General features: G+C 61.2%; 23 protein-coding genes and 1 pseudogene. 10 read left to right on the forward strand and 14 right to left on the reverse strand.

Annotation, left to right across the window (positions count from 1 at the left end; all coding sequences use genetic code 11):
• Positions 1-6: 6 nt before the first annotated feature.
• The 5 genes from QRN10_RS22065 to QRN10_RS22085 are packed head-to-tail and all read right to left on the reverse strand — an operon-like array spanning position 7 to position 4620.
• On the reverse strand, positions 7-978 hold the full coding sequence (locus QRN10_RS22065) for an ABC transporter ATP-binding protein (RefSeq protein WP_285429142.1): 972 nt from the start codon (positions 976-978) through the stop codon (positions 7-9).
• Positions 975-1931, reverse strand: coding sequence for an ABC transporter ATP-binding protein (locus tag QRN10_RS22070; RefSeq protein WP_285429143.1), 957 nt, complete (start codon positions 1929-1931; stop codon positions 975-977). Before QRN10_RS22070 ends, QRN10_RS22065 begins: the two co-directional genes overlap by 4 nt.
• Positions 1928-2785, reverse strand: a complete 858-nt coding sequence (locus tag QRN10_RS22075) for an ABC transporter permease (protein ID WP_253511399.1) — start codon at positions 2783-2785, stop codon at positions 1928-1930. Before QRN10_RS22075 ends, QRN10_RS22070 begins: the two co-directional genes overlap by 4 nt.
• A complete protein-coding gene (locus QRN10_RS22080) occupies positions 2782-3729 on the reverse strand; it encodes an ABC transporter permease (protein ID WP_181078211.1) in 948 nt (315 codons plus the stop codon). Before QRN10_RS22080 ends, QRN10_RS22075 begins: the two co-directional genes overlap by 4 nt.
• 3 nt (positions 3730-3732) lie before the next feature.
• The gene (locus QRN10_RS22085) at positions 3733-4620 is read right to left on the reverse strand and encodes a proline iminopeptidase-family hydrolase (protein ID WP_253511396.1); all 888 of its coding nucleotides are present in this window, start codon (positions 4618-4620) and stop codon (positions 3733-3735) included.
• A gap of 183 nt (positions 4621-4803) precedes the next feature.
• On the opposite strand from QRN10_RS22085, the gene QRN10_RS22090 reads away from it, so the two are divergent.
• Positions 4804-5568 (forward strand): LuxR family transcriptional regulator, encoded by a 765-nt coding sequence (locus QRN10_RS22090; protein WP_253511393.1) that lies wholly within the window; start codon positions 4804-4806, stop codon positions 5566-5568.
• Positions 5569-5662: 94 nt separating this feature from the next.
• Positions 5663-6595 (forward strand): proline iminopeptidase-family hydrolase, encoded by a 933-nt coding sequence (locus tag QRN10_RS22095; protein ID WP_253511390.1) that lies wholly within the window; start codon positions 5663-5665, stop codon positions 6593-6595.
• Between the two features lie 37 nt (positions 6596-6632).
• Here the strand turns inward: QRN10_RS22095 and QRN10_RS22100 are convergent, their stop codons facing one another.
• Positions 6633-8135 carry a nucleobase:cation symporter-2 family protein gene (locus QRN10_RS22100; RefSeq protein WP_285429144.1) on the reverse strand — a complete coding sequence of 501 codons (1503 nt, stop codon included), beginning with the start codon at positions 8133-8135 and terminating at the stop codon, positions 6633-6635.
• 158 nt (positions 8136-8293) lie between these two features.
• On the opposite strand from QRN10_RS22100, the gene QRN10_RS22105 reads away from it, so the two are divergent.
• The gene (locus QRN10_RS22105; protein ID WP_285429145.1) at positions 8294-9127 is read left to right on the forward strand and encodes a nucleoside-binding protein; all 834 of its coding nucleotides are present in this window, start codon (positions 8294-8296) and stop codon (positions 9125-9127) included.
• A 227-nt stretch (positions 9128-9354) separates the two neighbouring features.
• Here the strand turns inward: QRN10_RS22105 and punC are convergent, their stop codons facing one another.
• The gene (gene punC, locus QRN10_RS22110) at positions 9355-10539 is read right to left on the reverse strand and encodes a purine nucleoside transporter PunC (protein ID WP_285429146.1); all 1185 of its coding nucleotides are present in this window, start codon (positions 10537-10539) and stop codon (positions 9355-9357) included.
• A 122-nt stretch (positions 10540-10661) separates the two neighbouring features.
• Between punC and punR the strand changes: the two genes are divergently transcribed.
• Positions 10662-11585, forward strand: coding sequence for a DNA-binding transcriptional activator PunR (gene punR / locus QRN10_RS22115; protein ID WP_181078198.1), 924 nt, complete (start codon positions 10662-10664; stop codon positions 11583-11585).
• Here the strand turns inward: punR and QRN10_RS22120 are convergent.
• Positions 11557-12735 carry an aspartate aminotransferase family protein gene (locus QRN10_RS22120; protein WP_181078196.1) on the reverse strand — a complete coding sequence of 393 codons (1179 nt, stop codon included), beginning with the start codon at positions 12733-12735 and terminating at the stop codon, positions 11557-11559. The genes punR and QRN10_RS22120 overlap by 29 nt on opposite strands.
• Before the next feature lie 102 nt (positions 12736-12837).
• Between QRN10_RS22120 and QRN10_RS22125 the strand changes: the two genes are divergently transcribed.
• Entirely contained in the window at positions 12838-13743 is a 906-nt protein-coding gene (locus tag QRN10_RS22125; protein WP_266248529.1) for a LysR family transcriptional regulator, read from the forward strand.
• Between the two features lie 108 nt (positions 13744-13851).
• Here the strand turns inward: QRN10_RS22125 and QRN10_RS22130 are convergent.
• Together QRN10_RS22130 and fabV are read right to left on the reverse strand one after the other, a co-directional pair.
• Positions 13852-14085 (reverse strand): annotated as a pseudogene (locus tag QRN10_RS22130) (HAD family hydrolase); the annotation flags it as partial.
• Between the two features lie 208 nt (positions 14086-14293).
• Positions 14294-15490, reverse strand: coding sequence for an enoyl-ACP reductase FabV (fabV, locus tag QRN10_RS22135; protein ID WP_181078192.1), 1197 nt, complete (start codon positions 15488-15490; stop codon positions 14294-14296).
• A gap of 308 nt (positions 15491-15798) precedes the next feature.
• Between fabV and QRN10_RS22140 the strand changes: the two genes are divergently transcribed.
• The 4 genes from QRN10_RS22140 (at position 15799) to QRN10_RS22155 (ending at position 18966) form a co-directional block, all read left to right on the forward strand.
• Positions 15799-16623 (forward strand): aspartyl/asparaginyl beta-hydroxylase domain-containing protein, encoded by an 825-nt coding sequence (locus QRN10_RS22140; protein ID WP_181078191.1) that lies wholly within the window; start codon positions 15799-15801, stop codon positions 16621-16623.
• A 148-nt stretch (positions 16624-16771) separates the two neighbouring features.
• Complete coding sequence (gene ppnN / locus QRN10_RS22145; protein WP_181078189.1) at positions 16772-18145, forward strand: nucleotide 5'-monophosphate nucleosidase PpnN; 1374 nt, start codon at positions 16772-16774, stop codon at positions 18143-18145.
• A gap of 171 nt (positions 18146-18316) precedes the next feature.
• Positions 18317-18574 (forward strand): AbrB/MazE/SpoVT family DNA-binding domain-containing protein, encoded by a 258-nt coding sequence (locus QRN10_RS22150; protein ID WP_181078187.1) that lies wholly within the window; start codon positions 18317-18319, stop codon positions 18572-18574.
• Positions 18571-18966 (forward strand): type II toxin-antitoxin system VapC family toxin, encoded by a 396-nt coding sequence (locus QRN10_RS22155; protein WP_181078185.1) that lies wholly within the window; start codon positions 18571-18573, stop codon positions 18964-18966. The genes QRN10_RS22150 and QRN10_RS22155 overlap by 4 nt, the downstream gene beginning before the upstream one ends.
• 7 nt (positions 18967-18973) lie before the next feature.
• Here QRN10_RS22155 and QRN10_RS22160 read toward each other — a convergent pair whose 3' ends face one another.
• The 4 genes from QRN10_RS22160 to QRN10_RS22175 form a co-directional block, all read right to left on the reverse strand.
• Positions 18974-19303 (reverse strand): YXWGXW repeat-containing protein, encoded by a 330-nt coding sequence (locus QRN10_RS22160; protein WP_034096507.1) that lies wholly within the window; start codon positions 19301-19303, stop codon positions 18974-18976.
• A 132-nt stretch (positions 19304-19435) separates the two neighbouring features.
• On the reverse strand, positions 19436-20329 hold the full coding sequence (locus tag QRN10_RS22165; RefSeq protein ID WP_285429169.1) for a DMT family transporter: 894 nt from the start codon (positions 20327-20329) through the stop codon (positions 19436-19438).
• A gap of 11 nt (positions 20330-20340) precedes the next feature.
• Complete coding sequence (locus QRN10_RS22170; RefSeq protein ID WP_285429147.1) at positions 20341-21117, reverse strand: 2OG-Fe(II) oxygenase family protein; 777 nt, start codon at positions 21115-21117, stop codon at positions 20341-20343.
• 215 nt (positions 21118-21332) lie between these two features.
• Positions 21333-21602 (reverse strand): hypothetical protein, encoded by a 270-nt coding sequence (locus QRN10_RS22175; protein ID WP_285429148.1) that lies wholly within the window; start codon positions 21600-21602, stop codon positions 21333-21335.
• Positions 21603-21731: 129 nt separating this feature from the next.
• Here QRN10_RS22175 and QRN10_RS22180 point away from each other — a divergent pair, with 129 nt between their 5' ends.
• The gene (locus QRN10_RS22180; RefSeq protein ID WP_253511360.1) at positions 21732-22580 is read left to right on the forward strand and encodes a LysR family transcriptional regulator; all 849 of its coding nucleotides are present in this window, start codon (positions 21732-21734) and stop codon (positions 22578-22580) included.
• Positions 22581-22642: the final 62 nt, after the last annotated feature.

The following is a 22642-nucleotide window of genomic DNA, read 5'->3' on the forward strand; positions in this document are numbered from 1 at the left end:
AGAGGGTTAAAGCAAAGGCGTTTCAAGCACGCAACTGTACCGGTGCTCGTGCAGGTGGTGGGTAGGCGGCAACGCTACGGAACACATTGCCCGCGCATGCCGGCAACGCGGGTGGAAGGCACAGCCGGTCGGTAAATTCAGCGGGCTTGGCGGCTCGCCCGGCAGGGGTTCGGCCGGCAATGGCCGCTGCGGGTCGATCTGCGGGATCGCCTCGATCAAGGCTGCCGTGTACGGATGGCGCGGCGACGTGAACACCGCTTCCACCGGGCCTTCCTCGACGATCTTGCCCAGGTACATCACCGCCACGCGGTCGCACAGGCGCCGCACGATGGCCAGGTCATGGGCGATAAACAGGATCGCCAGGTTCATGCGCTGTTGCAGTTTCAGCAGCAGATTGATGATCTGGCCCTGAATCGATACATCCAGCGCCGCCACGCATTCATCGGCGACGATCAGGCGCGGCTCTACCGCCAGGGCCCGGGCAATGCCGACGCGCTGGCACTGGCCACCACTGAGGGCACTGGGTTTGCGCGTGGCCAGCTCAGGGCGCAGGCCCACCAGATCGAGCAGTTCGTTGACCCGGGCGGGAATGTGGTCCGAGCCGACTTTGCGCTGCACGCGCAAGACTTCGGCGATGGTTTCGCCGATGGTATGGCGCGGATTCAACGCGGCGTACGGGTCCTGAAAAATCATTGCCGTTTCATGGCGCAGGCGCGCGATGTCGATGGCGCTGCCTTGGGCCATGTCGACGCCATCGAACAGCACCTGCCCGGTACTGATCGGGTTCAGATGCAGAATCGCCCGCCCGAGGGTGCTTTTGCCGCTGCCGGACTCGCCCACCAACCCAAGGGTTTGGCCTGCTGCGAGGTTCAGCGATACACCGTTCACCGCCCTCACCCACTGTTTGTTCAGGCCGAACAAGCCACTGCCGGACGCGGCAAAACGTACCTCCAGGTCCTTGATCTGCAACAGGCTCATGGGCGCACTCCCAACGGATAGTGACAAGCCACCCGCGCGCCTTCAGGCAAGCGCTCGGTGCACAACGCGCCAACCTGCGGGCAACGCGGGTTGAAGCGGCAGCCGGCGGGTAATGCATCAAGCAATGGCGGCTGGCCGGGGATGGTGCGCAGCAAGGCGTGGCCGCTGCTGTGGGCCGGCTGGCAGTCGATCAGGCCGGCGGTGTACGGATGCTGCGGATGCGCCAGCACCTCGTGCTTGCTCGCATGCTCGCACAGACGCCCGGCATACATCACCGCGATGGAATCGCAGGTCTGCGCCACCACGCCAAGGTCGTGAGTGATCATGATGATCGACAGGCCGCGCTGGTCGCGCAGGTCCAGCAGCAGGCGCAGGATTTGTGCCTGCACGGTCACGTCCAGGGCGGTGGTCGGCTCGTCGGCGATCAGTACCTTGGGGTTGCAGCCCAGCGCCACGGCGATCATCGCGCGCTGGCGCATGCCGCCGGAAAACTCGTGGGGATAGTTGTCGGCGCGCGCTTGAGGGTCGGGAATGCCGACCTGGCGCAGCACCTCGACGGCCTGCAGACGCGCATCCTTTTTCGATGCGCCTTGATGCAGGCGAATGCCCTCGGCGATCTGCTCGCCGATGCGCATCAAGGGGTCCAGGTGGCTGCTGGGGTTCTGGAAAATCATCCCCAGTTGCCCGCCACGCACCGCACGCATGCCGGCGGCGTCGAGGCTGAGCAGGTCCTGGCCGGCCAGGCGCACCGCGCCACCCTGCACACGCAGGTTGGGCGATGGCAGCAGGCGAATCAGGCCACGGCAGGCCATGGTCTTGCCCGAGCCGCTTTCGCCCACCAGGCCGAGGATCTCGCCTTCGGCCAGGTCGAACGACACACGGTCCACCAGGGTCACGTCACGCCCGGCATTGTGGGCGATCACGCTCAGGTCGCGCACTTGCAACAGGCTCATGTGCGGTCTCCGAGTACTTGCGCCACGCCATCGGCCAGCAGGCTGAAGCCCATGGCCAGCGTGACGATGGCCAGGCCGGGAAAGGTGCAGATCCACCAGGCCGTGGTGATAAACGCCTGGCCCTCGGCGACCATGGTGCCCCACTCGGCGGTCGGCGGTTGCACGCCCAGGCCCAGGTAGCTCACGGCCGCGCCATTGAGCAGCACCAACACCGCATCGGACATGGAAAACACAATCGAGCCGAACATTGCATTGGGCAGCAGGTGTCGAAACAGGATGCGCCCGTGGCCGAAGCCCAGGCTCTTGGCGGCCAGGGCGAAGTCGCTTTCCTTGAGCACCAGGATCTGCGAGCGGATCAGCCGCGCATACGACACCCAGCCCACCAGCGCCATGGCGATATAGAAACTCTTCAAGCCTGGGCCGAGGATGGCCATGATCGCCAGCATCAGCACCAGAAACGGGAACGCCAGGATTACGTCGATCACGCGCATGCACACGCTGTCGAAACGCCCGCCGATATAGCCTGAGACCGCGCCGATAAACGTGCCGATGATAAACGGGAAGATTACCCCGACCACCGCCAGTTGCAGGTCGATGCGCGCCCCCCAGATCACCCTCGAAAGGATGTCTCGGCCGTAGTTATCCGTGCCGAATGGATGGGCAAGGCTGGGGGCCAGCAGGCTCAGGTCGGTGTTCTGCGCAATCGGGTCATACGGCGCGATCCACGGCGCGAACAAGGCCAGGCCGAGCCACGCCAGCAGGATCAGCAGCCCCCACGCCGCCGTGAGCCGGCCGTTGCGTAAACCGAGTCGCAGGCGCAGGCGCCAGGGCGCAACCAAGGGTCGAGTGCTCATTGCATCTTCACTCGCGGGTCGAGCGCCACCGTCACCACATCGGCGATGAAGTTGACCAGCACCGTGGCGCACGCCAACACCATCGCCACGCCCTGCACCACCATGTAGTCGCGGGTAAAGATGCCGCGCACCAGCAACTGACCAATGCCGGGGATAGCAAACAGGCTTTCGATGACCACCGTGCCGCTGATCAACCAGCCGATATTCACCGCCAGCAGGTTGACCGCCGGGACCAGGGAGTTGGGCAATACGTGCCGGCGAAACACCTCGGCTTCCGACAGCCCGCGCGCACGGGCGGCGGTGACGTGATCGGCCTGCAGTTCCATCAGCATGCTCGCGCGCAGGTTACGTACCAGTACCGCCGACAGCGCCAGGGCGATGGTCAGGCACGGCAGCACCATGTGGTGCGCCTTGTCCAGCCAGGTGCGGCCATACCCGGACACCGGGAACAGGCCCCATTGCACGCTGAGCAGCAGGATCAGCATCAAGCCCAGCCAGAACGCCGGCATGCCCAGGCCGACGGTGGTGAAGACACGGACCAGGTTATCCGCCCAGCCGCCTTTGTGGCGCGCGGCCAGTGTGGCCAGGGGCAGCGCGATCAGCAGCGCCAGCAACACGCTGCCGAGCACCAACATCAGGGTCGGCTCGATACGGGTGACGATCAGCTTCAGTGCATCGACCTTGTACAACAGCGATTGACCCAGGTCGCCCTTGAGCAGGTTTTTCAGGAAGTAGAAGTACTGCAGCCACAGCGGCTGGTCGAGACCGTATTGGGCGCGGATTTTCAACAGTGCATCGGGCGTACTGCGCGATCCCAGCAGCGCCCGCGCCGGGTCGCCGGGGATCGATCGCACCAGCACGAACGTAATCACACTGATGCCGAACAGTACCGGCAGCAGTTGCAACGGTCGGAACAGGACGAAACGGTAACGCGCCAGGTTCATGCGTCAGCCTCGGTGGCGAGCGAGAAAGTCCAGCAGCACCGGAAAATACGCCTGGGGTTCTTCATAGAACGGCATATGGCTGCTGTTGGGAAACACATGCAATTCGGCGTGCCGGGCAGCCATTTTCATGCGCATGGCGCACGCCGGCGTCAGTTCATCGTGCTGGCCGGTGGTAATCAGCATCGGCATCTTGAAATCGGCCATCTCGGCGATACGGTTCCAATCCTTGAGGTTGCCGACGTAGAGAAACTCATTGGGACCCTGCATGGTTTCGTAAGGGCCCATGTTCCAGTCGCCAAGGGAACGCTTGACCGGCTCGGGCCATTCGTCCAGGCGGCACACGTGGCGATAATTGAGCAAGGTGATCGCGGCCTGGTACTGCGGGTGGTCGAGGGTGCCCATGGCTTCGTGGCGTTGCATCATGGCCACGGTTTCGCTGCCCAGCGCGCCACGCAGGCGCTCCAGTTCCTGGGAAAGGTGCGGAATATCGCCGACGGTGTTTGCCAGGATCAGGCTTTTGAGCGCGTCGGGATAATGAATGGCGTACTCGATGCCCAGCCACCCGCCCCAGGAATGCCCTAGCAGGTGCACACGGCCCAGGCCCAGGGCTTGGCGCACGGTTTCGACTTCTTCGACATAACGGCCGATTTCCCACAGGGAAACATCGGTCGGTCTGGCTGATGCCCCCGTGCCGAGCTGGTCGAATGCGACCACTCGCAGGTTATGCTCCTTGAGCCAGCCATGGGCGTCGCGCAAATAGTCACACGGCAGGCCAGGGCCACCGTTGAGGCATAGAAGCACCTCATCGCCTTGGCCAAAGCTGTAGACCACGAGTGTGTGGCCGTCGACTTGCACGTTGTACCGCTGGTCGGGGGCAATTTCACGCCACATGCATACATTCCTTGTGTTGTATCGGCCTGGCGGGCAGCGGCCGTTTATCAGGCCAACACTACCGAGGATGCCGCGCGTCCATAACCTAGTATTTCTTATAGGTTTGGCCTGGCAGTCCTTCGCCGGGGCGTGGCATTCTACTTGCCGCAAGTCGAGATTCAAATGAAATCGGGAGCAGAACGGATGCTGGCCAAGCTTACTGCCTTCAACGACCGTCTGATGCCGGGCAGGAGCCTGGAAGAACAGATGGACAACACTTTCGTCCTCGCCCGGCAATTGGGCTTCGACGCGCTGGTGTACGACTACACCCCGGTGCCGATGGACCCCAATGGCGCCCTGATCACCCCGTCGGTGCTCGAACTGCGCAACACCCCATCGGACTGGCACGCCTTATGGTGCAGCGAAGGGTTCTACCAGATCGACCCGGTGCAGCATCTTGCGCTGGCCACGGTGTCACCGTTCGTATGGTCCTACGACGTCAAGGTCGATACCCCGCTGAAAAAAGTCATCGATCCGTGCCACGCACCGGTCTCCTCCTACCTTCACGACCAGCAGCTCACCTGCGGCGTCAGCGTGCCGATCCACCTGCCACGGGGCGGCTTCGCCTCGTTGACCGGCCTGCGCACCGGCAAGAGCCGCAGCGTGCTGCGGGACGCACACCACACGCTCGCGGATTTCAGCCTGATCACCCACGCGTTGCAGGAAGCGGCCTATCCGTTGTTCGGCAAAGAGCTGCGCAGCTACCCGCATATCCGCCTGACCAAACGCGAACGCGAGTGCCTCAAATGGGCCGCCGAAGGGCTGACTGCGGCTGAAATCGCCACCCAGTTGAGCCGTTCACTGGCTGTGGTGACCCTGCACCTGGCCTCGGCGATGCACAAACTGGGGGCCAAAAACCGCGTGCAGGCGGTGGTGCGCGCCACCCATTACCGCCTGCTGGAAGACTGATCCACCAGTAAAACCTAGCTGTTTTGCTAGTTACCTAAATTTTCCCGGCGGCTTATCGTGACCCTGATCCTTTTTTTCAAGAGCAGGGTACGAAATGGAATTCATCGAAAAAATCCGCGAAGGGTATGCGGCGTTCGGCGCCTATCAGACCTGGTACCGCGTCACCGGCGACCTGAACAGCGGCCGCACCCCGCTGGTGATTATCCACGGTGGCCCCGGCTGCACCCATGATTATGTCGACGCCTTCAAGGACGTCGCGGCCAGCGGCCATGCCGTAATCCATTACGATCAATTGGGCAACGGCCGTTCCACCCACTTGCCCGGCAAAGACCCGTCCTTCTGGACCGTCGAACTGTTCCTCGCCGAGCTGGACAACCTGCTGGACCACCTGCAGATCAGCGATAACTACGCGATCCTCGGCCAATCCTGGGGTGGCATGCTCGGCAGCGAACACGCGATCCGCCAGCCCAAGGGCCTGCGGGCGTTTATCCCGGCCAACTCGCCGACCTGCATGCGCACCTGGGTCAGCGAAGCCAATCGCTTGCGCAAGCTGCTGCCCGAAGGCGTGCATGAAACCCTGCTCAAGCACGAAGCCGCCGGTACCTACCAGGACCCGGAATACCTCGCCACTTCGCGGATTTTCTATGACCACCACGTGTGCCGGGTCAACCCGTGGCCGGAAGAGGTCGCGCGCACCTTTGCTCAGGTCGATTCAGACCCGACGGTGTATCACGCCATGAGCGGGCCTACCGAGTTCCACGTGATCGGCAGCCTGAAGGATTGGAAATCGATTGGCCGTCTGTCGAAGATCAACGTGCCGACCCTGGTGATCTCCGGCCGCCACGACGAGGCCACGCCGCTGGTGGTCAAGCCGTTCCTGGATGAGATCGCCGATGTGCGCTGGGCGCTGTTTGAGGACTCCAGCCACATGCCCCATGTGGAAGAACGCCAGGCGTGCATGGGGACCGTGGTGAAGTTTTTGGATGAGGCGTGCGCGGTGCCGCGCGCGGCACTCAAGGCCGGTTGAGTTCAGTGTGGGAGGAAGCACGCGCCCTCCCACTCCTTCAGACCTCGGAGGTCTCAGGCTTTGATGCCTGCCGTGCCGGCTCGGCCGTCACCGGGATCTCTTTGCCCTCGGCATCGAACAACTTGCCGCCCCTGAAGTAATCCCCATCACGCAGCGCCGCCACATCGTGGAAGCACAGGCTGCGTTCGGTCCCCGCGACGAACACCGACTGCTGGTCCGAGTTGCCCGCGGTGAAATGGTTGAACGCCAGGTTCAGCAGAATCGCCATGATCGCCGACGAACTGATCCCCGAATGGAAAATGGTCGCGAACCAGCTGGGGAAGTGGTCATAGAAGCTTGGCGCGGCGATGGGGATCATGCCGAAACCGATGGAGGTGGCGACGATGATCAGGTTCATATTGTTGCGGTAATCCACCTTGGACAAGGTGCGAATTCCACTGGCCGCCACCGTGCCGAACAGTACGATCCCGGCGCCGCCCAGCACCGACGTGGGCACTGCGGCAATCACCCGGCCCATGAACGGCAGCAAGCCGAGAATGACCAGGAACAGCCCGCCGGTGGCCACCACAAAGCGGCTTTTCACCCCGGTGACCGCCACCAGGCCGACGTTCTGGGCGAAGGCACTCTGGGTGAACGAACCAAAGATCGGCGCGAACATGCTCGACAGCATATCGGCGCGCAGGCCGTTGCCCAGGCGCTTGGAGTCCACCCTGGTGTCGATGATTTCACCCACGGCGAGGATATCCGCCGAGGTTTCCACCAAGGTCACCATCACCACGATACACATCGAAATAATCGCAGCGATGTGAAAGGTTGGCATGCCGAAATGAAACGGCGTGGGGAAGCCGAACATTGGCCCTTGGGTCACGCTGGAGAAGTCGGCCATGCCCAGCAGCACCGCGATCAGCGTGCCGATCACCATCGCCAGCAGGATCGATAGGCGCGAAATGGTCGCGCTGCCGATTTTGCTCAGCAGCAGCACCAGCACCAGCGTCAACGCCGCCAACCCGATATTGGGCATGCTGCCGAAATCCGCCGCGCGGCTGTTGCCGCCCATGGCCCAGCGCGCCGCGACGGGCATCAGGGTCAGGCCGATAGTGGTGATGACGATACCGGTGACCAGCGGCGGGAAGAACTTGGTGATCCGCGAGAACACCGGGGTGATCAACAGGCCGATCAATGACGCGGCCATTACCGCTCCGAGAATCGCCGGTAAACCACCGGCACCGTCGCTGCCGACAATCGCCACCATGGTGGCCACACCGGCAAACGACACGCCCTGCACCAACGGCAGCTGGCAGCCGAAAAACGGCAGGCCGAGGGTTTGCAACAAGGTCGCCAGGCCGCCCGCGAACAGCGACGCGGCGATCAACAGGCCGATATCCGCCGGCGATAACCCGGCCGCCTGGCCGACGATCAACGGTACGGCAACGATGCCGCCGTACATGGTGAGCACATGCTGCAGGCCGTAAGCCATGTTGGCCGCGACGCCAAGATTCTCATCTTCCGGCCGCTGCGGTGACGCCTTCGGGGTAGTCATGGTGAGGGGTTCTCTGTTTTTGTTGTGCGGCCACTGTATGCAATCTTTGGACTGGATGTCCATAGAGTTGTATACAATCAACCAGACAAGATACCCTCCGCCGGCGTTACAAAAACCATTCGGCCGTGATGAGCCGCAACGCCAAGGACACTAAAACAATGAAAAAGGCACTACAGGGCGCTACCGTCGCACTCACTCTGCTGGGCGGCGGGGAGGCTGTCGCGGTGGAATGGATGAACAACAGCGTAGGGTTTCGCTACGGCCAGCAGTTCACCAATCCGAACAACCCCGATGAATTCAGCAAGCGCATCTACAGCTTCACCCACGCCAGTGGCTACCGATACGGCAGCAATTTCCTCAACCTGGATGTATTCCTGTCCGACAGCCGCGACCCACGAAAGGGCACCGATCACGGGGGCAGCGAGGTGTACGCGGTGTACCGGCACCAGCTGTATGCCTCGCGGGTATTCGACAGGCCGCCGGGCACGGGTGCGGTCAAGGATTACGCCTTGACCCTGGGCTTCGACGCCAACCGAAATAACAACTTCGCCTCCGCGAAGAAACGCGCGCTGGTGCTCGGCCCGACCGTGAAATTCAATACTGTCGGCGTGTTGGACCTGAGCCTGCTGTATTACAAGGAGCGCAACCACACTGGCATTCCCGGCGCCCAGGAATCCGACCACACCTTCGACGACACCTACATGCTTAACCTGACGTGGATGCGCCCATTCGAGATCGCCAACCACGGGGCGAAATTCCAAGGGTTCATCAATTACGTCGGGGCTAAAGGCGAGGACTACCACGGCCGCGACACCGCTGCCGAAGCGCTGATGCGCACCGCGTTGATGGTGGCCGTGCGACCGGGCAAGAGCGTCAAACCGAACCTGTACCTGGGGGTAGGTTACGAGTACTGGCATAACAAATTCGGCGTCGACGGCGGCCGCGGCAGCCGCACCTCCACGCCGACCGTGAATATGGAAATCACCTTTTAATCACGGGTGCTGCTGTGAGTCGGACACACCGCATTCGCAGCCATTAGGGCCGCTGCGCAGCCCAGCGCAGGACAAGCCTGCTCACCACAGCGAAGCAGCACCCCCGCAGTTGTGGTGAGCGGGCTTGCCCCGCGCTGGGGCGCGAAGCGGCCCTGTCTCCAGACACTGCGGTGTGCCAGGCTTAAACAGTTTGCAGACTTTGGGGCAGCCGCTACGCAGGTGTTCTTTCAGTTCAGCTCTGTCATCAGCTCGGCACGATTGGTCTTCAGCCGGGCCAGCCAATATCCCAACACTGCCAGCGGCGCGGTTGCCAGCATCACGATCACGGTGATCATTAGCGGATGTTCGAGCATCGATGACACCAGCAGGCTGCTCACAAAACACAACCCCAACTGCAGGGTGTTTTGCAGCGCTGCGGCCTTGCCGGAATTTTCCGCGAAGGGCATCAGCGCGTTCGCCACCACGATGGGGTAACTGGCACCGTTGCACAGCGCCATCAGGCAGAACGGAATCAACAGGGTAGTGAGCGTCGGCACGGTCAACGTGGCGACCAGGTACAGCGCCCCCATGCTCACGCAGTAGGCAAGCAGCAGCCACGGCAGCAAGGTTTTACCCTGCAGATGCTGCAAGGCGCTGCGGCAACTGTAACCACCTATCAGGAATGCCAGGGTCGGCACCACATAGCTCAAGCCAATATCATTGGGGCTGTAACCCATACCGCCGAGAATGAACGGGGACGCTGTAAGCCAGGCAAAAAAACTGGCCGAGCACGCGGCGAAAATCATTACGTTGCCGCTGAATACCCGCGACTTGAGCAACTGCCCATACCCCAGGCGCGCCGGTGCCTGTGTCAGTCGTTTCGGCGCACTGCGCAGGAATAAGGTGGGTAACAGCAGCGCCAGCGACACAGCCAGCAACACGCCGAAGATCGCCTGCCAGCCTACGTGATTCAACACCAGCGCGCCCAACAGTGGCGCCAGGGCCGGCGACAGCGACATCAACGGCATGATGCTGGCGAACACGCGATGGGCCTTGTCGGCCGGGTAGCGATCAATCACGAGCGCCTGCCAGCTCACGGCGGCGGAACACACGCCGATCGCCTGGATAAAGCGCAGCGCCAACAGTTGCGCAGCACTGTCGACCCAAAACATGCCGGCGCAGCCCAGCACAAACAGGCTCAGGCCCGCTAGCAGAATCGGCTTGCGCCCCAGGCGGTCGGACAACGGCCCCCACACCAACTGCCCCAGCGCAAACCCGGCGAGGAAGACGCTCAAGCTGGCGCCGACCGCGCCCGCGCTGATCTGCAAGTGTTCGCCCATGGCGCCGAACGCCGGCAAGTACATGTCCATGGCGAGATAACCGAGCATGCTCAGGCCCGCCAGATACCAGGTAAAACCAAACGAATTTTTCATTGAAGCCTTGTTGACCTTGCCATCAAACTATTTGCTGACTGGCGCCCATTATGAAGCTGACAGTTTCCATGTGAAGCGATAATAATTGGCCTAATCTATCAATAATTTTGAAGGCACCGATCATGTGGTCCGAATATTCCCTGGATGTGGTAGACGCCGTGGCGCGCCACGGCAGCTTCAGCGCCGCCGCACAGGAATTGCACCGTGTGCCGTCGGCCATCAGCTATACGGTGCGTCAGCTGGAAGAATGGTTGGCGGTGCCGCTGTTCGTGCGGCGTCACCGCGACGTGGAACTGACCCCCGCCGGCCGCCTGTTTATCGACGAAGCCCGGGGCGTGATGAAGAAAATGCTCGGCACGCGACGCTTGTGCCAGCAAGTGGCCAATGGCTGGAGCGGCCAGTTGAAGGTGGCGGTGGACTCCATCGTCAAACCCCAGCGCTGCCGGCAATTGGTGCTGGATTTCTATCGACGGTTCCCCGAGGTGGAATTACTGCTGGAGTACGAGGTGTACAACGGTGTGTGGGATGCCCTGGCCGACGAGCGCACCGACATTGTGATCGGCGCCACCAGCGCGGTGCCGGTGGCCAGCCACTTTACCTTTCGCGATATGGGGTTGTTGAACTGGCTGTGCGTGGTCAGCGCGCGGCATCCGCTGGCGAGCGTTGAAGGCCTGCTCAGCGACGACCAATTGCGCCCCTTCGCCTCGCTGTGCATGACCGACACCTCGCGTAACCTGCCCAAGCGCGACACCTGGACCCTGGACAACCAACGGCGCCTGGTGGTGCCTAACTGGGCGTCAGCCATCGATTGCCTGCGCGATGGGTTGTGCGTCGGCATGGCGCCGGCACATAAGGTAGCGCCCTGGATCGAACGCGGCGAGCTGGTGGCGCTGCACCTGACCCGCCCCTTCCCCGCCAGCCCGTCCTGCGTGGCCTGGGCGCAGAACAAGCTGTCCCCGGCCATGGCGTGGTTACTCGAATACCTGGGCGACACCGAAACCCTCAACCAAGAATGGCTCAATGGCCCTGATCCAATAAGCGGCTGATGGCCCGCACGATCATCTCGACTTCCTTGCCGTCCAGGGTCAACGGCGGCAGCAGGCGGATGATTTTGCCGCGCGTCACATTGATCAGCAGCGCATGCTCCTGGGCGGCGCGCTGGGCCAGGTCGCGATACGGGCTGACCAGTTCGATGCCGATCATCAAGCCCTGCCCGCGAATCGCCAGCACCTGGGGGTGTTCCGCCAGTTCCACGCGCAGCCGCGCCAGCAAGCGTTCGCCCTGTTGCGCGGCGTTGTGCAGCAAGCCCTGCTCTTCGATGATGTCCAGCACCGTGCAGCCAACCCGGCAAGCCAGCGGGTTACCGCCAAACGTGCTGCCATGACTGCCCGGCGTGAACAGGCGCGCCACACCGGCCCGTGCCAGGCAGGCGCCGATCGGCACGCCGTTGCCGAGGCCTTTGGCCAGGGTCATGACGTCCGGCACGATGCCTTCATGCTGGAACGCGAACCACGCACCGGTGCGACCGATGCCGGTCTGGATTTCATCGAGCATCATCAGCCAGCCGTGGGCTGTGCAGTGATCGCGCAAGCCACGCAGATAGCCGGGCGGCGCCGGCAATACACCACTTTCACCCTGGATCGGCTCCAGCAACACGGCCGCAATCTGCGCGCCATGGGTGCGGGTGATCGCTTCGATGGCGGCCAGGTCACCGAACCGGACCTTGAGAAAATTCCCCGGTAAGCGCTGAAACCCGAGGCGCACCGACGGTCCGTCGCTGGCCGCCATGGTGCCCAGGGTGCGCCCGTGAAAGGCGTTCTCCATCACCACAATCAACGGTTCTTCAATGCCCTTTTTCCAGCCATGCAAGCGCGCCAGCTTGAGGGCGGTTTCGTTGGCCTCGGCGCCGGAGTTGTTGAAAAATCCGCAATCCAGGCCGGACAGCTGCGCCAGGCGCCGGGCCAGGCGTTGTTGCCAGTCAATGCTGTAGAGGTTGGAGGTGTGCAACAACAGACCGGCCTGCTCGCTGATGGCCGCCACCAGGCGCGGGTGGGAATGCCCGACATTGGTCACCGCCACACCCGCCACCGCATCGAGGTACTCGCGACCCTGCTGGTCCCACAGACGCGTGCCCAGGCCACGGGCGAAGCTCAGGGCCAAGGGTTGGTAGGTGGTCATCAGGCAGGCGGCGGTCATGGTGCGGGCTCCAAGTCATCAGGTTGATGGTCTCAGTATCGTTAGCCACCTGAGCTGGATAAACTGCGCATCTCTGCAATGACTTTAAACCAGGGCTTGATAATGGATCTGTTCCAGGCAATGTCGGTGTACGTAAAAGTGGTGGAGACCGGCAGTTTGACGGCGGCGGCCCACGCCTGCGGCCTGTCGACCACGATGGTCGGTAACCACCTGCGCGCCCTGGAACAGCGCCTGGGAGTCAGTCTGCTCAAGCGCACCACGCGCAAGCAGAGTCTCACGGAGTTCGGCGGCCAGTATTACCAACGCTGTCTGGAGGTGTTGGGGCTAGTGGCCGACTCCGAACAACTGGCCGAACAAGCCCACAGTGACGTGCCTAGAGGCACCTTGCGCATCACCGCCCCACCCGCCTTCGGCACCGAGCGCCTGGCGCCGGCGTTGAGCGAATTCTCCCAACGTTATCCGCAGATCAAGCTCTATGTGGTGCTCAGCAACCAACGCATGGACTTGGTCGACAGTGGCTTCGACGTGGCGATCCGCTTGGGCGAGTTGGAACCGTCGAGCCTGATCGCCCGGCCCATGCAGGACTACACCATCACCCTCTGCGCTTCGCCGAGCTACCTGGCGCGACGCGGCACGCCGACCAGGCCCGAAGACCTGCAACAACACGACTGCCTGGCATTCGCCTATCCGTCCACCGACGACTGGCGCAACGCCGACAAGCTCTGGCGTATGACGGGAGCGGACGGCGAAGTGGAAATCCCGGTGTCGGGATCGTTGACCATCAATAGCTCACAAGCCCTGCGCCAAGCGGCGGTGCAAGGCATGGGCATCGTGATGCTGCCCGATGCGCTGGTCCAGCCCGATCTGCACAGCGGCAAACTTGTGGCGTTGCTGACCGACTATCAATTGCCCAGCCGCCCCATGCACGTGCTGTACGGCCAGGATCGTTATCGCCTGCCCAAGTTGCGAGCGTTTGTCGATTTTGTGATGGAGAAATGGGCGCGCTAGAAGCTCACGCCCAATTCACGCAATCGTGCCGATGTCTGCTCGGCCGATACATGATGAATGTCCTGCCAACCCAGAGCGCTGGCGGCATCGGCTTGTCGGCCACGTCATCTCGTAAAAGGCCGTGATCGAGTCTCTAGGGTGGGGGTGTTGATCGATCAGGATTTGCATGGCTTCGGCCAGCGGCCGCCCCGCATCTTGTTCGGTATTCCAGGCCTGGGTGCAGATGTTATCCAGGAACCACTGCCGTTCTTGATCGTCGGCAATCAGTTTGCGGTAGAGGTGATGCGGGCTCCAATCGAAGAGAACACCGCCGAAATCAAAAACTACTGCACGAATCGTCATCAGATCCTCCGTTGGCTTGGCTTGATAGCGGGAGGAGTCTGGCAGATTTGAAGAGAGGGAAAGGCGCGCTGAAGCGCAAGAAACCTCTGAAACGCACACAAATCAAAGTGGGAGGGACTTGCCCCCGACGGCGGTAGCTCAGCTACAGCTGAGCTGTCTGACGCGACGCCATCGGGGGCAAGCCCCCTTCTACATTTTTAACCGCGCTTTAGGCTTGGATCAGACCGTTGATCTTCACCGTCGGATTTACATCAGCCTCGTAGTCCACGCCATCGACTTCAAAGCCGAACAAGCGCAGGAATTCCGCTTTGTAACCGGCAAAATCGCTGATCTCGTTGACGTTCTCGTCGGTGACCTGGTTCCACAGGGCCGCCACGGCGTCCTGAACCTTCGGCTCCAGCTCGGCCAGGTCGGCGCGCAGGCGGCCGTCGGTGTCGAGCTTCGGCTCTTTGCCGTACAGGCTGTCCTTGAACAAACCGTAGACCTGCTCGATGCACCCTTCGTGAGTGCCCTGCTCTTTCATCACTTTGAACAGCAGCGACAGGTACAGCGGCATGATCGGGATCGCCGAGCTGGCCTGGGTGACCACGGCCTTGAGCACCGACACACGGGCGTCGCCCTTCAGTGCGGCGAGGTTGTCGCGCAGGGTCAGGACTTTCTTGTCCAGGTCTTTCTTGGCTTCACCGATCGAGCCGTTCCAGTAGATGTCCTGGGTCAGCTTTTCGCCAAGGTAGGTAAAGGCGGTGGTCTTGGCGCCTTCGGCCAGTACATCGGCGTCACGCAGCGCGTCGATCCACAGCTGCCAGTCTTCGCCACCCATGACTTTCACGGTGCCGGCGATTTCTTCTTGGGTCGCCGGCTCCAAGGTGGTGTCGACCACAACCCCTTTGTCGGTGTTGATACCGCGCAGGGTCACGGCCTTGCCGATCGGCTTGAGCGTGGAGTTGTAGACTTCACCGGTCTTGGGGTCGGTACGGCGTGGCGCGGCCAGGCTGTAGACCACCAGGTCGATCTTGCCCAGGTCTTTTTTGATGGTTTCGATGGTCAGGCGCTTGATCTCGTCGGAGAACGCGTCGCCGTTGATGCTCTTGGCATACAGGCCTTTTTCGACCGCAAACTTCTCGAACGCAGCGCTGTTGTACCAGCCGGCGGAGCTCAGCTTGCCTTCTTCGCCTTCTTTCTCAAAAAACACGCCCAGGGTGTCGGCGCCGCAGCCAAACGCAGCGCTGATGCGCGCGGCCAGGCCGTAACCGGTGGAAGCGCCGAGTACCAGCACCTTCTTCGGGCCGCCTTCGATGGCGCCATGCTGGGTCACGTAATCGATCTGTTCCTTGACGTTCGCTTCACAGCCAACAGGGTGAGCGGTCACACAGATAAAGCCACGAACCCGCGGTTTGATGATCATAAAGTTTCTGCCTCTTCCAAGGTGCCGAGGGCCAGTGGTGGCCATTCAGCTTCAATCGTACCGGTCTATGACGTCCGAAAAACCGAAGCGTCACGATAGTCGTAAATCTCGCGTTTACAAAATTCGGTGCACACACCCCGGCAACCGTTAAAAACTGTGAGTGGCCTGCACACTTTTTCGCACTATTTAAACTGCCGACACGGGGTCAAACGCCTTATTATGACGTAGTTGTTTCAACATGTTTCAAACCCACCACTCGCAGCCACCGGTCCGGACCTGTCGAATGGCGTCCTTGTGGAGCTGAGTTCATGAACAAGCCTGCTGTGCGTAAAAAAGCCATCTCGCTGGCCTGGGTGCTCGCGGGCCTGCTGTTTATCGATGTATTCCCCGAGACCACGCTGGTGTTTCTGTGCCTGGTGCTGCTGTGCGGCCTTTACGATTTTTTGCGCAACGGCCTGTACGATGCGTCCACCATCAAAAAGTACTTTATCGGCAGCGGCCGCAACACCTGGCTGTTGGCGCCGTTCAATACCCTGTTCGACCTGCTGAGCTCGCGCAATCGCCACATCTATACGATGCGTGACCTGCCACCCGCCTGGCGTGAAGAGCTGCAACGGGTCATTGATGAGGCCATGGCCCACAAGGACGAAATCATCGGTTACCTCGACGAACGCATGGCCGAGAAAAAGCGAGGCATGTTGTTTTTCCAATGGTACGGGCGGCCGATCGAGACCCACCTGGACATCCCGGCCCTGCGCAAAAAACTGCCGTTCGTAAAAACCATCGGGGTGTCGGTGTTCAACGAAAACCGCTCCACGTCCTTTCACTTCGGCCCACTGCGCATGATGTTCCGCGTGCTTTACAACATGGCGCCGGCGCCCCATCACGACGGCGTGTATATCCAGGTGGGCGAGCACAAACACTACTGGCACGACGACCCGTTATTTATCTTCGATGACACGCTGATGCACGCGTCTTTCAATAAGAACGATGCCAAGCGCTACTGCCTGTTCATCGATATCGTGCGGCCGACCCCAGTGCCATCGGTGCTCAATGCCGTGATCGCCGGGTTTGCCGCGCTGGTCTTTACCCTGCGTCGGGTTTTCTACAAAAACTGGAAGCTGATCGAGTGAGTTCTGCGGCATGATGGTGTTGAGCGGTGTTTGCGCTGGGCCGTGTGCCTGAGTTAAAAAACCGTCTCGTGCGCCCCTCATCGGCGCCCACCTTTCCCAAGCCATCGCGCCTCAGCGGCTGCGGTGGCTGTGCTTTCAAGGAATCAGAATGCCCCAACGTCAAGTCATCAACGCCTCCGTCAGCCCCAAGGGCAGCCTCGAAACCCTCTCCCAACGCGAAGTGCAGCAACTGAGCGAAGCCGGCACCGGCAGCATCTATACCCTGTTCCGCCAATGCGCCCTGGCGATCCTCAACACCGGCGCGCACATCGACAACGCCAAGACCATCCTCGACGCCTACAAAGACTTTGAAGTGCGCATCCACCAACAGGACCGCGGTGTGCGCCTGGAATTGCTCAACGCGCCGGCCGACGCCTTCGTCGATGGCGAGATGATCGCCAGCACCCGCGAAATGCTGTTCAGTGCCCTGCGCGACATCGTCTACACCGAGAACGAGCTGGACAGCCAGCGCATCGACCTGAGCAACTCCCAGGGCATCACCGACTACGTGTTCCACCTGCTGCGCAACGCGCGCACGCTGCGCCCTGGTGTGGAACCGAAGATCGTGGTGTGCTGGGGCGGACACTCGATCAATACCGAAGAATACAAATACACCAAGAAAGTCGGGCATGAACTGGGCCTGCGCAGTCTGGATGTATGCACCGGCTGCGGCCCGGGGGTGATGAAAGGTCCGATGAAAGGCGCGACCATTTCCCACGCCAAGCAACGTATCACCGGCGGGCGCTACCTGGGCCTGACCGAGCCGGGCATCATCGCCGCCGAAGCGCCGAACCCGATTGTCAACGAGCTGGTGATCCTGCCGGACATCGAAAAACGCCTGGAAGCCTTTGTGCGCGTGGGCCACGGCATCATCATCTTCCCCGGCGGCGCCGGCACGGCCGAAGAGTTCCTGTACCTGCTGGGCATCCTGATGCACCCGGATAACCGCGACGTGCCGTTCCCGGTGATCCTCACCGGACCGCAGCAGGCCGCACCGTACCTGCAGCAACTGCACGCCTTTGTCGGCGCCACTTTGGGCGAAGCGGCGCAGGCGCATTATCAGATCATCATCGACGACCCGGCCGAAGTGGCCCGCCAGATGACCGCCGGCCTCAAGGCGGTGAAGCAGTTCCGCCGCGAGCGCAACGACGCCTTCCACTTCAACTGGTTGCTCAAGATCGACGAAGGCTTCCAGCGCCCGTTCGATCCGACGCACGAGAACATGGCCAGCCTGCAACTGAGCCACACCCTGCCGCCCCACGAACTGGCGGCCAACCTGCGCCGGGCGTTCTCGGGGATCGTGGCGGGTAACGTGAAGGACAAGGGCATCCGCCTGATCGAAGAAAATGGCCCATATGAGATCCATGGCGATCCAGCGATCATGAAACCGCTGGATGAACTGTTGAAAGCGTTCGTCGCGCAGCACCGCATGAAATTGCCGGGCGGCGCGGCGTATGTGCCGTGCTACCGCGTGGTGCGGTAGGCAGCCGGCATGCGTTCATAGTTTGTATTGCTTTGGCGCCAGGCCAGGTGTGCGAGAAATAGAAGTTCGGGCTAGGTTTTTTACTTACCCACTTTTACATGAGCAGAACGACCTATGGACCAACGGACCTTGTCCTCCATCGTTCCTTACCTTAGGGTAAGGAACACCCCGATGGAGATATTTGCTATGGCCACCGCCACCCTCACCTCTAAAGGACAAATCACCATCCCCGTGCAGGTCCGCACCGCCCTAGGCCTGGAAACCGGCGACCGCGTGGAATTCGTCGAAATGGAAGACGGCAGGTTTTCCATTGTTGCGTCAAGCAAGAGCGTCCGCGACCTCAAGGGGTTGATCCCGACGCCAGCCAACGCGGTCTCGCTCGACGAGATGAACCAGGCCATTGCCGCGCAGGGAGCGAGCGCTCGATGATCGGGTTGGATACCAACGTCCTGGTGCGCTACATCACCCAGGACGACCCGGTTCAATCCGCCCAGGCATCCGAATTGATCGAATCCCTCACTACGGTGTCTCCAGGGTTTGTCAGCCTGGTGTCGGTAGTGGAACTGGTGTGGGTCCTGCAGAGCTGCTACGCCTGCGCCAAGCGTGACGTGGTCAGCGTGCTGGAAACCCTGCTGCGCACCCGCGAGTTGACCCTGGAACATGCCGAAGTCATCTGGCAGGCGCTACGCAAGTTCAGCGCCGGCAAGGCCGATTTCGCCGACTGCCTGATTGAGCGGTGCGCCCATGGAGCCGGCTGTGAATACACTGCGACCTTTGACGCTGATGCCGCCAAGGCAGCCGGCATGAAGCGCCTGGGCTGAGCCGGGCTCAACGCACCCAGCCACCAATCTGCCAGTGAAAGCCATCACTGCGCTGCACCCAATGCGGATGCACATAGCGATAGCCTTCGCGCACTGGCTCCCAGTGGCCATGGACCGCCACGTAGCGACCGCCCTCCCAACGCCAATAACCGCGAGACCAGATATAGCCATAACGTGCCGGCGGTTCGACTTCGACCACTTGCACCGGCGGCGGCTGCGGCGCCACCACCTCGACATATTCCCGTTGCACCGGTCGGCGCTCATGCACCACACGCTCTTGCACACACCCGGACGCAGCCACGACCACCGCCGCCAATGCCGCATAACGTAGCAACATACAAACCCCTCGGGCGTTAGCGCCCAACACCTGCCGCTGTCAAAAATCCCCCCGTTGCCGCAACCATGCTCCTGCGTGGCCATGGACAATTTGTAACAGGCGGTATCTGTCAGCTTGCTGAAGCTGAGGGCATCACGATGTGCAGGCGACGGCCGGTCGCTTGAGTCGAACCAGAATCAGACCGGCGACAACCACCGCAATGCCGGCATAGGTGGAGGCGAGAATCGCATCGCCAAACATCAACGCCGCCCACACCAAGGTCACTGGCGGCTCCAGGTAAACCAGCACTGCCACGTGGGTCGCGGTCATGAACCGCAGCAGCATCCAAAGACTCAAGTAGGCAATGAAGGTCGAGAACACCGTCAGCCAGACAATCGAGATCAGTACCTCAGGCTCATGGGGAATGCTCAGGGTGTCGGTATACAACACCGCAGCGGTAAACCCGATCAGCGTCAATAGCGATTGGATAAACAGCGGCAAGACCAGGTCCGTGCTGTGTTGTTGCGCCGAACGGCGCTCATACAGGGTTGCCAGGGTTAGCCCCAACGCCGACACCAGCGGCAACAGATACATGACCAGGCCGACACTTTGCCCGCTGCTGCCGTATTGCCCCGAGATGACGATCGACACGCCGACAAACCCGATCAGCAACCCCAACCACTGCCATCCACCACTGCGCTCCCCAGCGTTCCCCGTTGACAGCGCCGCCGTCATCAACGGCTGCAAGGCCGCGATAATGGCCGCGATCCCCGGCGGCAACCCGTTCTGGATCGCCACGTAAACGCAACTCAAGTAGAGGAATTGCGAGAGAAACCCGATTACCGCGTGATGGCGTATCTGCGCCCAGGAAACCTTGAGCAACCGCACATTCAAAAACACGCCCAGGCACAGCGAGACCAACAGAAATCGCCAGAACAGCAGGTTGAAGGCACCGGCAGTCTGTGCGCCTAACTTGGCGCCGATAAAGCCGGAACTCCAGGACAGGACAAACACCGCCTGCAGGAGTACCAGCTTCACACAACCCATGCGGGGCGCGCTCACGGCGATACGCTCAACGGATCGAGATCGGCGAAGGTAATCGGCTCGATGCCCAGTCGCTGATACTGCTCGTGGGCCGACCGCGCCAGGTCGCGTTGAAGCCGGAACCACGGGCATATCGTTCTCAACACCCCGTCGTCCGAAGCCAGGTGCCAGAACTTGTTCACATCCTCCTGGCTATAAGGGCAATGAAACGACAGCACCAACGACATACGACGACCGCGCGTAAGCGGACGCACCCCATGGAACACACGGCTGCCGTACATATACACCGCGTCGCCGCTGGATTTGACCGAGCAACTGCGCACACGCTGATCCAGCTCCTCGACATCGAACCGTTCAGCGGTGCCATCGAAGTAGACGAACTCGCCGCCGTCATATTCATCGGCCTCAGACAGCAGAATATTCAGCACGAAACTGGTGCCGTCGGTGTGCCACATGCCGATCTGCGCTTTGTCGTGGTGTGCCTGAGGCGGATAGAAATAATTGACCTGGGAACGCGCCCGCGCAAAGGGATGGGGCACCAACGGAACCCCGGCAATGCGCGATACCGCCAGCAAAAAGGCGCGACTGTTCATCATCTCGCGTATCAGTGTGGACGACTCGGTGACGCTGCGGGTGCGGTTCGAAATGATCCAGGCACTGGTGCTGGAACCCGCCTCCAACTGATAACAGGCACGTCGCAGTTGGAGGATGCCCTGCTCGCTGAACAGCCCGGATACCTGGGCCAAGGCCGTCAACTGTTGAGGCGTGGAAACCGCCAAGGGCGAGTCCACATAACCCAAGTCCGCAAGGGTGCGGCTCCCGATGAGACTGGGCCCATCCGTTCGCAAATAACTGTCGCGCCAAGGTTGCAACGTATCAAGCAATGCGCCCGGATGTTTACAACGGGATGTGGGGGCCAATGACGCCTGCAAGGCGGATCTGATGCGCGCGAAGCCTTGGGCAAATACCGGTAGCTCACTTTGTCTTTTCATGGTGATTGCCTCACTCAATTGACGGCCGCGTGATCCGCGCAATATTCCGACAGCTGAAACAGCACGCTGCCGTCACCGCTGCAGTACTCGCCGGTTTTCTGGAAGCCGAGCTTGCTGCCGATCAGGTCGGAGAATCGATACATACAGTCGTGCCGGTAAAAGCGCTGGATGTGTTCGTCCCCCTGGGCAGTTGACAGTTGCATCTGCGACAGCACGTAGGCACTCGCGCCACCGATCCGCAGCAGGATCTGTCCGATGGTGTCGGGCAGCTCATTGATATCCATAAGCGCTCCCTTTCTTATTGTTCTCATGCCTCAACCGCATACGCGTAGCTGTTTGACCCAAAGCCTAGGGAGCGCGCATGATTTTGTATATTTGAATAATCCGCACCACTAATCCTCAAAAGAGGAATCATGAGCAAACAACTCAACATTGACCTGCTGCGCACTTTTCATGCGGTGGCGCGTTTCCGACGCTTCAATGAGGCCGCGCAGCATGTGCACCGCAGCGCCTCGACGGTCACCACGCAGGTCCAGAAGCTCGAAGCGTTGATCGGCCAGCGCTTGTTCATTCGCAGCAACCAAGGCGTGGAGCTGACGATGTATGGCAAGAAGCTGCTCAGCGAAACCACTGACTTCCTCAAGAGCCATGACCGACTGCTGGCCTCGCTGACTCCGCAGCGCATGCAAGGGAAGATTCGCCTGGGTTTGCCGGACTCTTACGCGCCCGCCTTTATGCGCGACTTCCTGCCTCGACTGATCGCCGATAACCCGCTGCTCGAACTGGAAGTGGAAGCCCGCTCCAGTGGCGAATTGTTCACCATGTTCAGCCGTGAACAGATCGATCTGGCGTTGATTGTCAGCGCCCAGCCGCTGGAACAAGGGGAATTGTTAGGGTCGATACAGCCGGTGTGGGTGGCGTCCGAAAATTTCAAGACACCCGAACAGGCGCCGCTGCCGATCGCCGTGCAATTGAACGGTTGCCCCTACCGCGCCTCCGCCATGCGGGTGCTCAAGGACAACGGAACCTACTACCGGGTGCTACTGGAAAGCGCGAGCTCCACGGCAGTGGAGGCGGCCATCAGCTGTGGCCTGGCCGTGGGCATGATCGAAGAAAGTCGCATCACCGCCGGGCTGACTAAAAACATTCCAGGGGTGCAACTGCCCGAATTGCCACGCCACCATCTCTACTTGCTGTCCGATAGCGCGAACTACTTGGCGCTCGATCTGCATGAGCAGTTAAAGCAGGGCTTCACCCTCTGACAGATGCCCACAAAAAAGCCCGCTGACCGTTACCGGTTCAGCGGGCTTTGTTGTGTCTTACA

Origin of the sequence: Pseudomonas sp. lyk4-R2A-8 (assembly GCF_030209095.1) — a bacterium.
Lineage (GTDB): Bacteria > Pseudomonadota > Gammaproteobacteria > Pseudomonadales > Pseudomonadaceae > Aquipseudomonas > Aquipseudomonas quebecensis.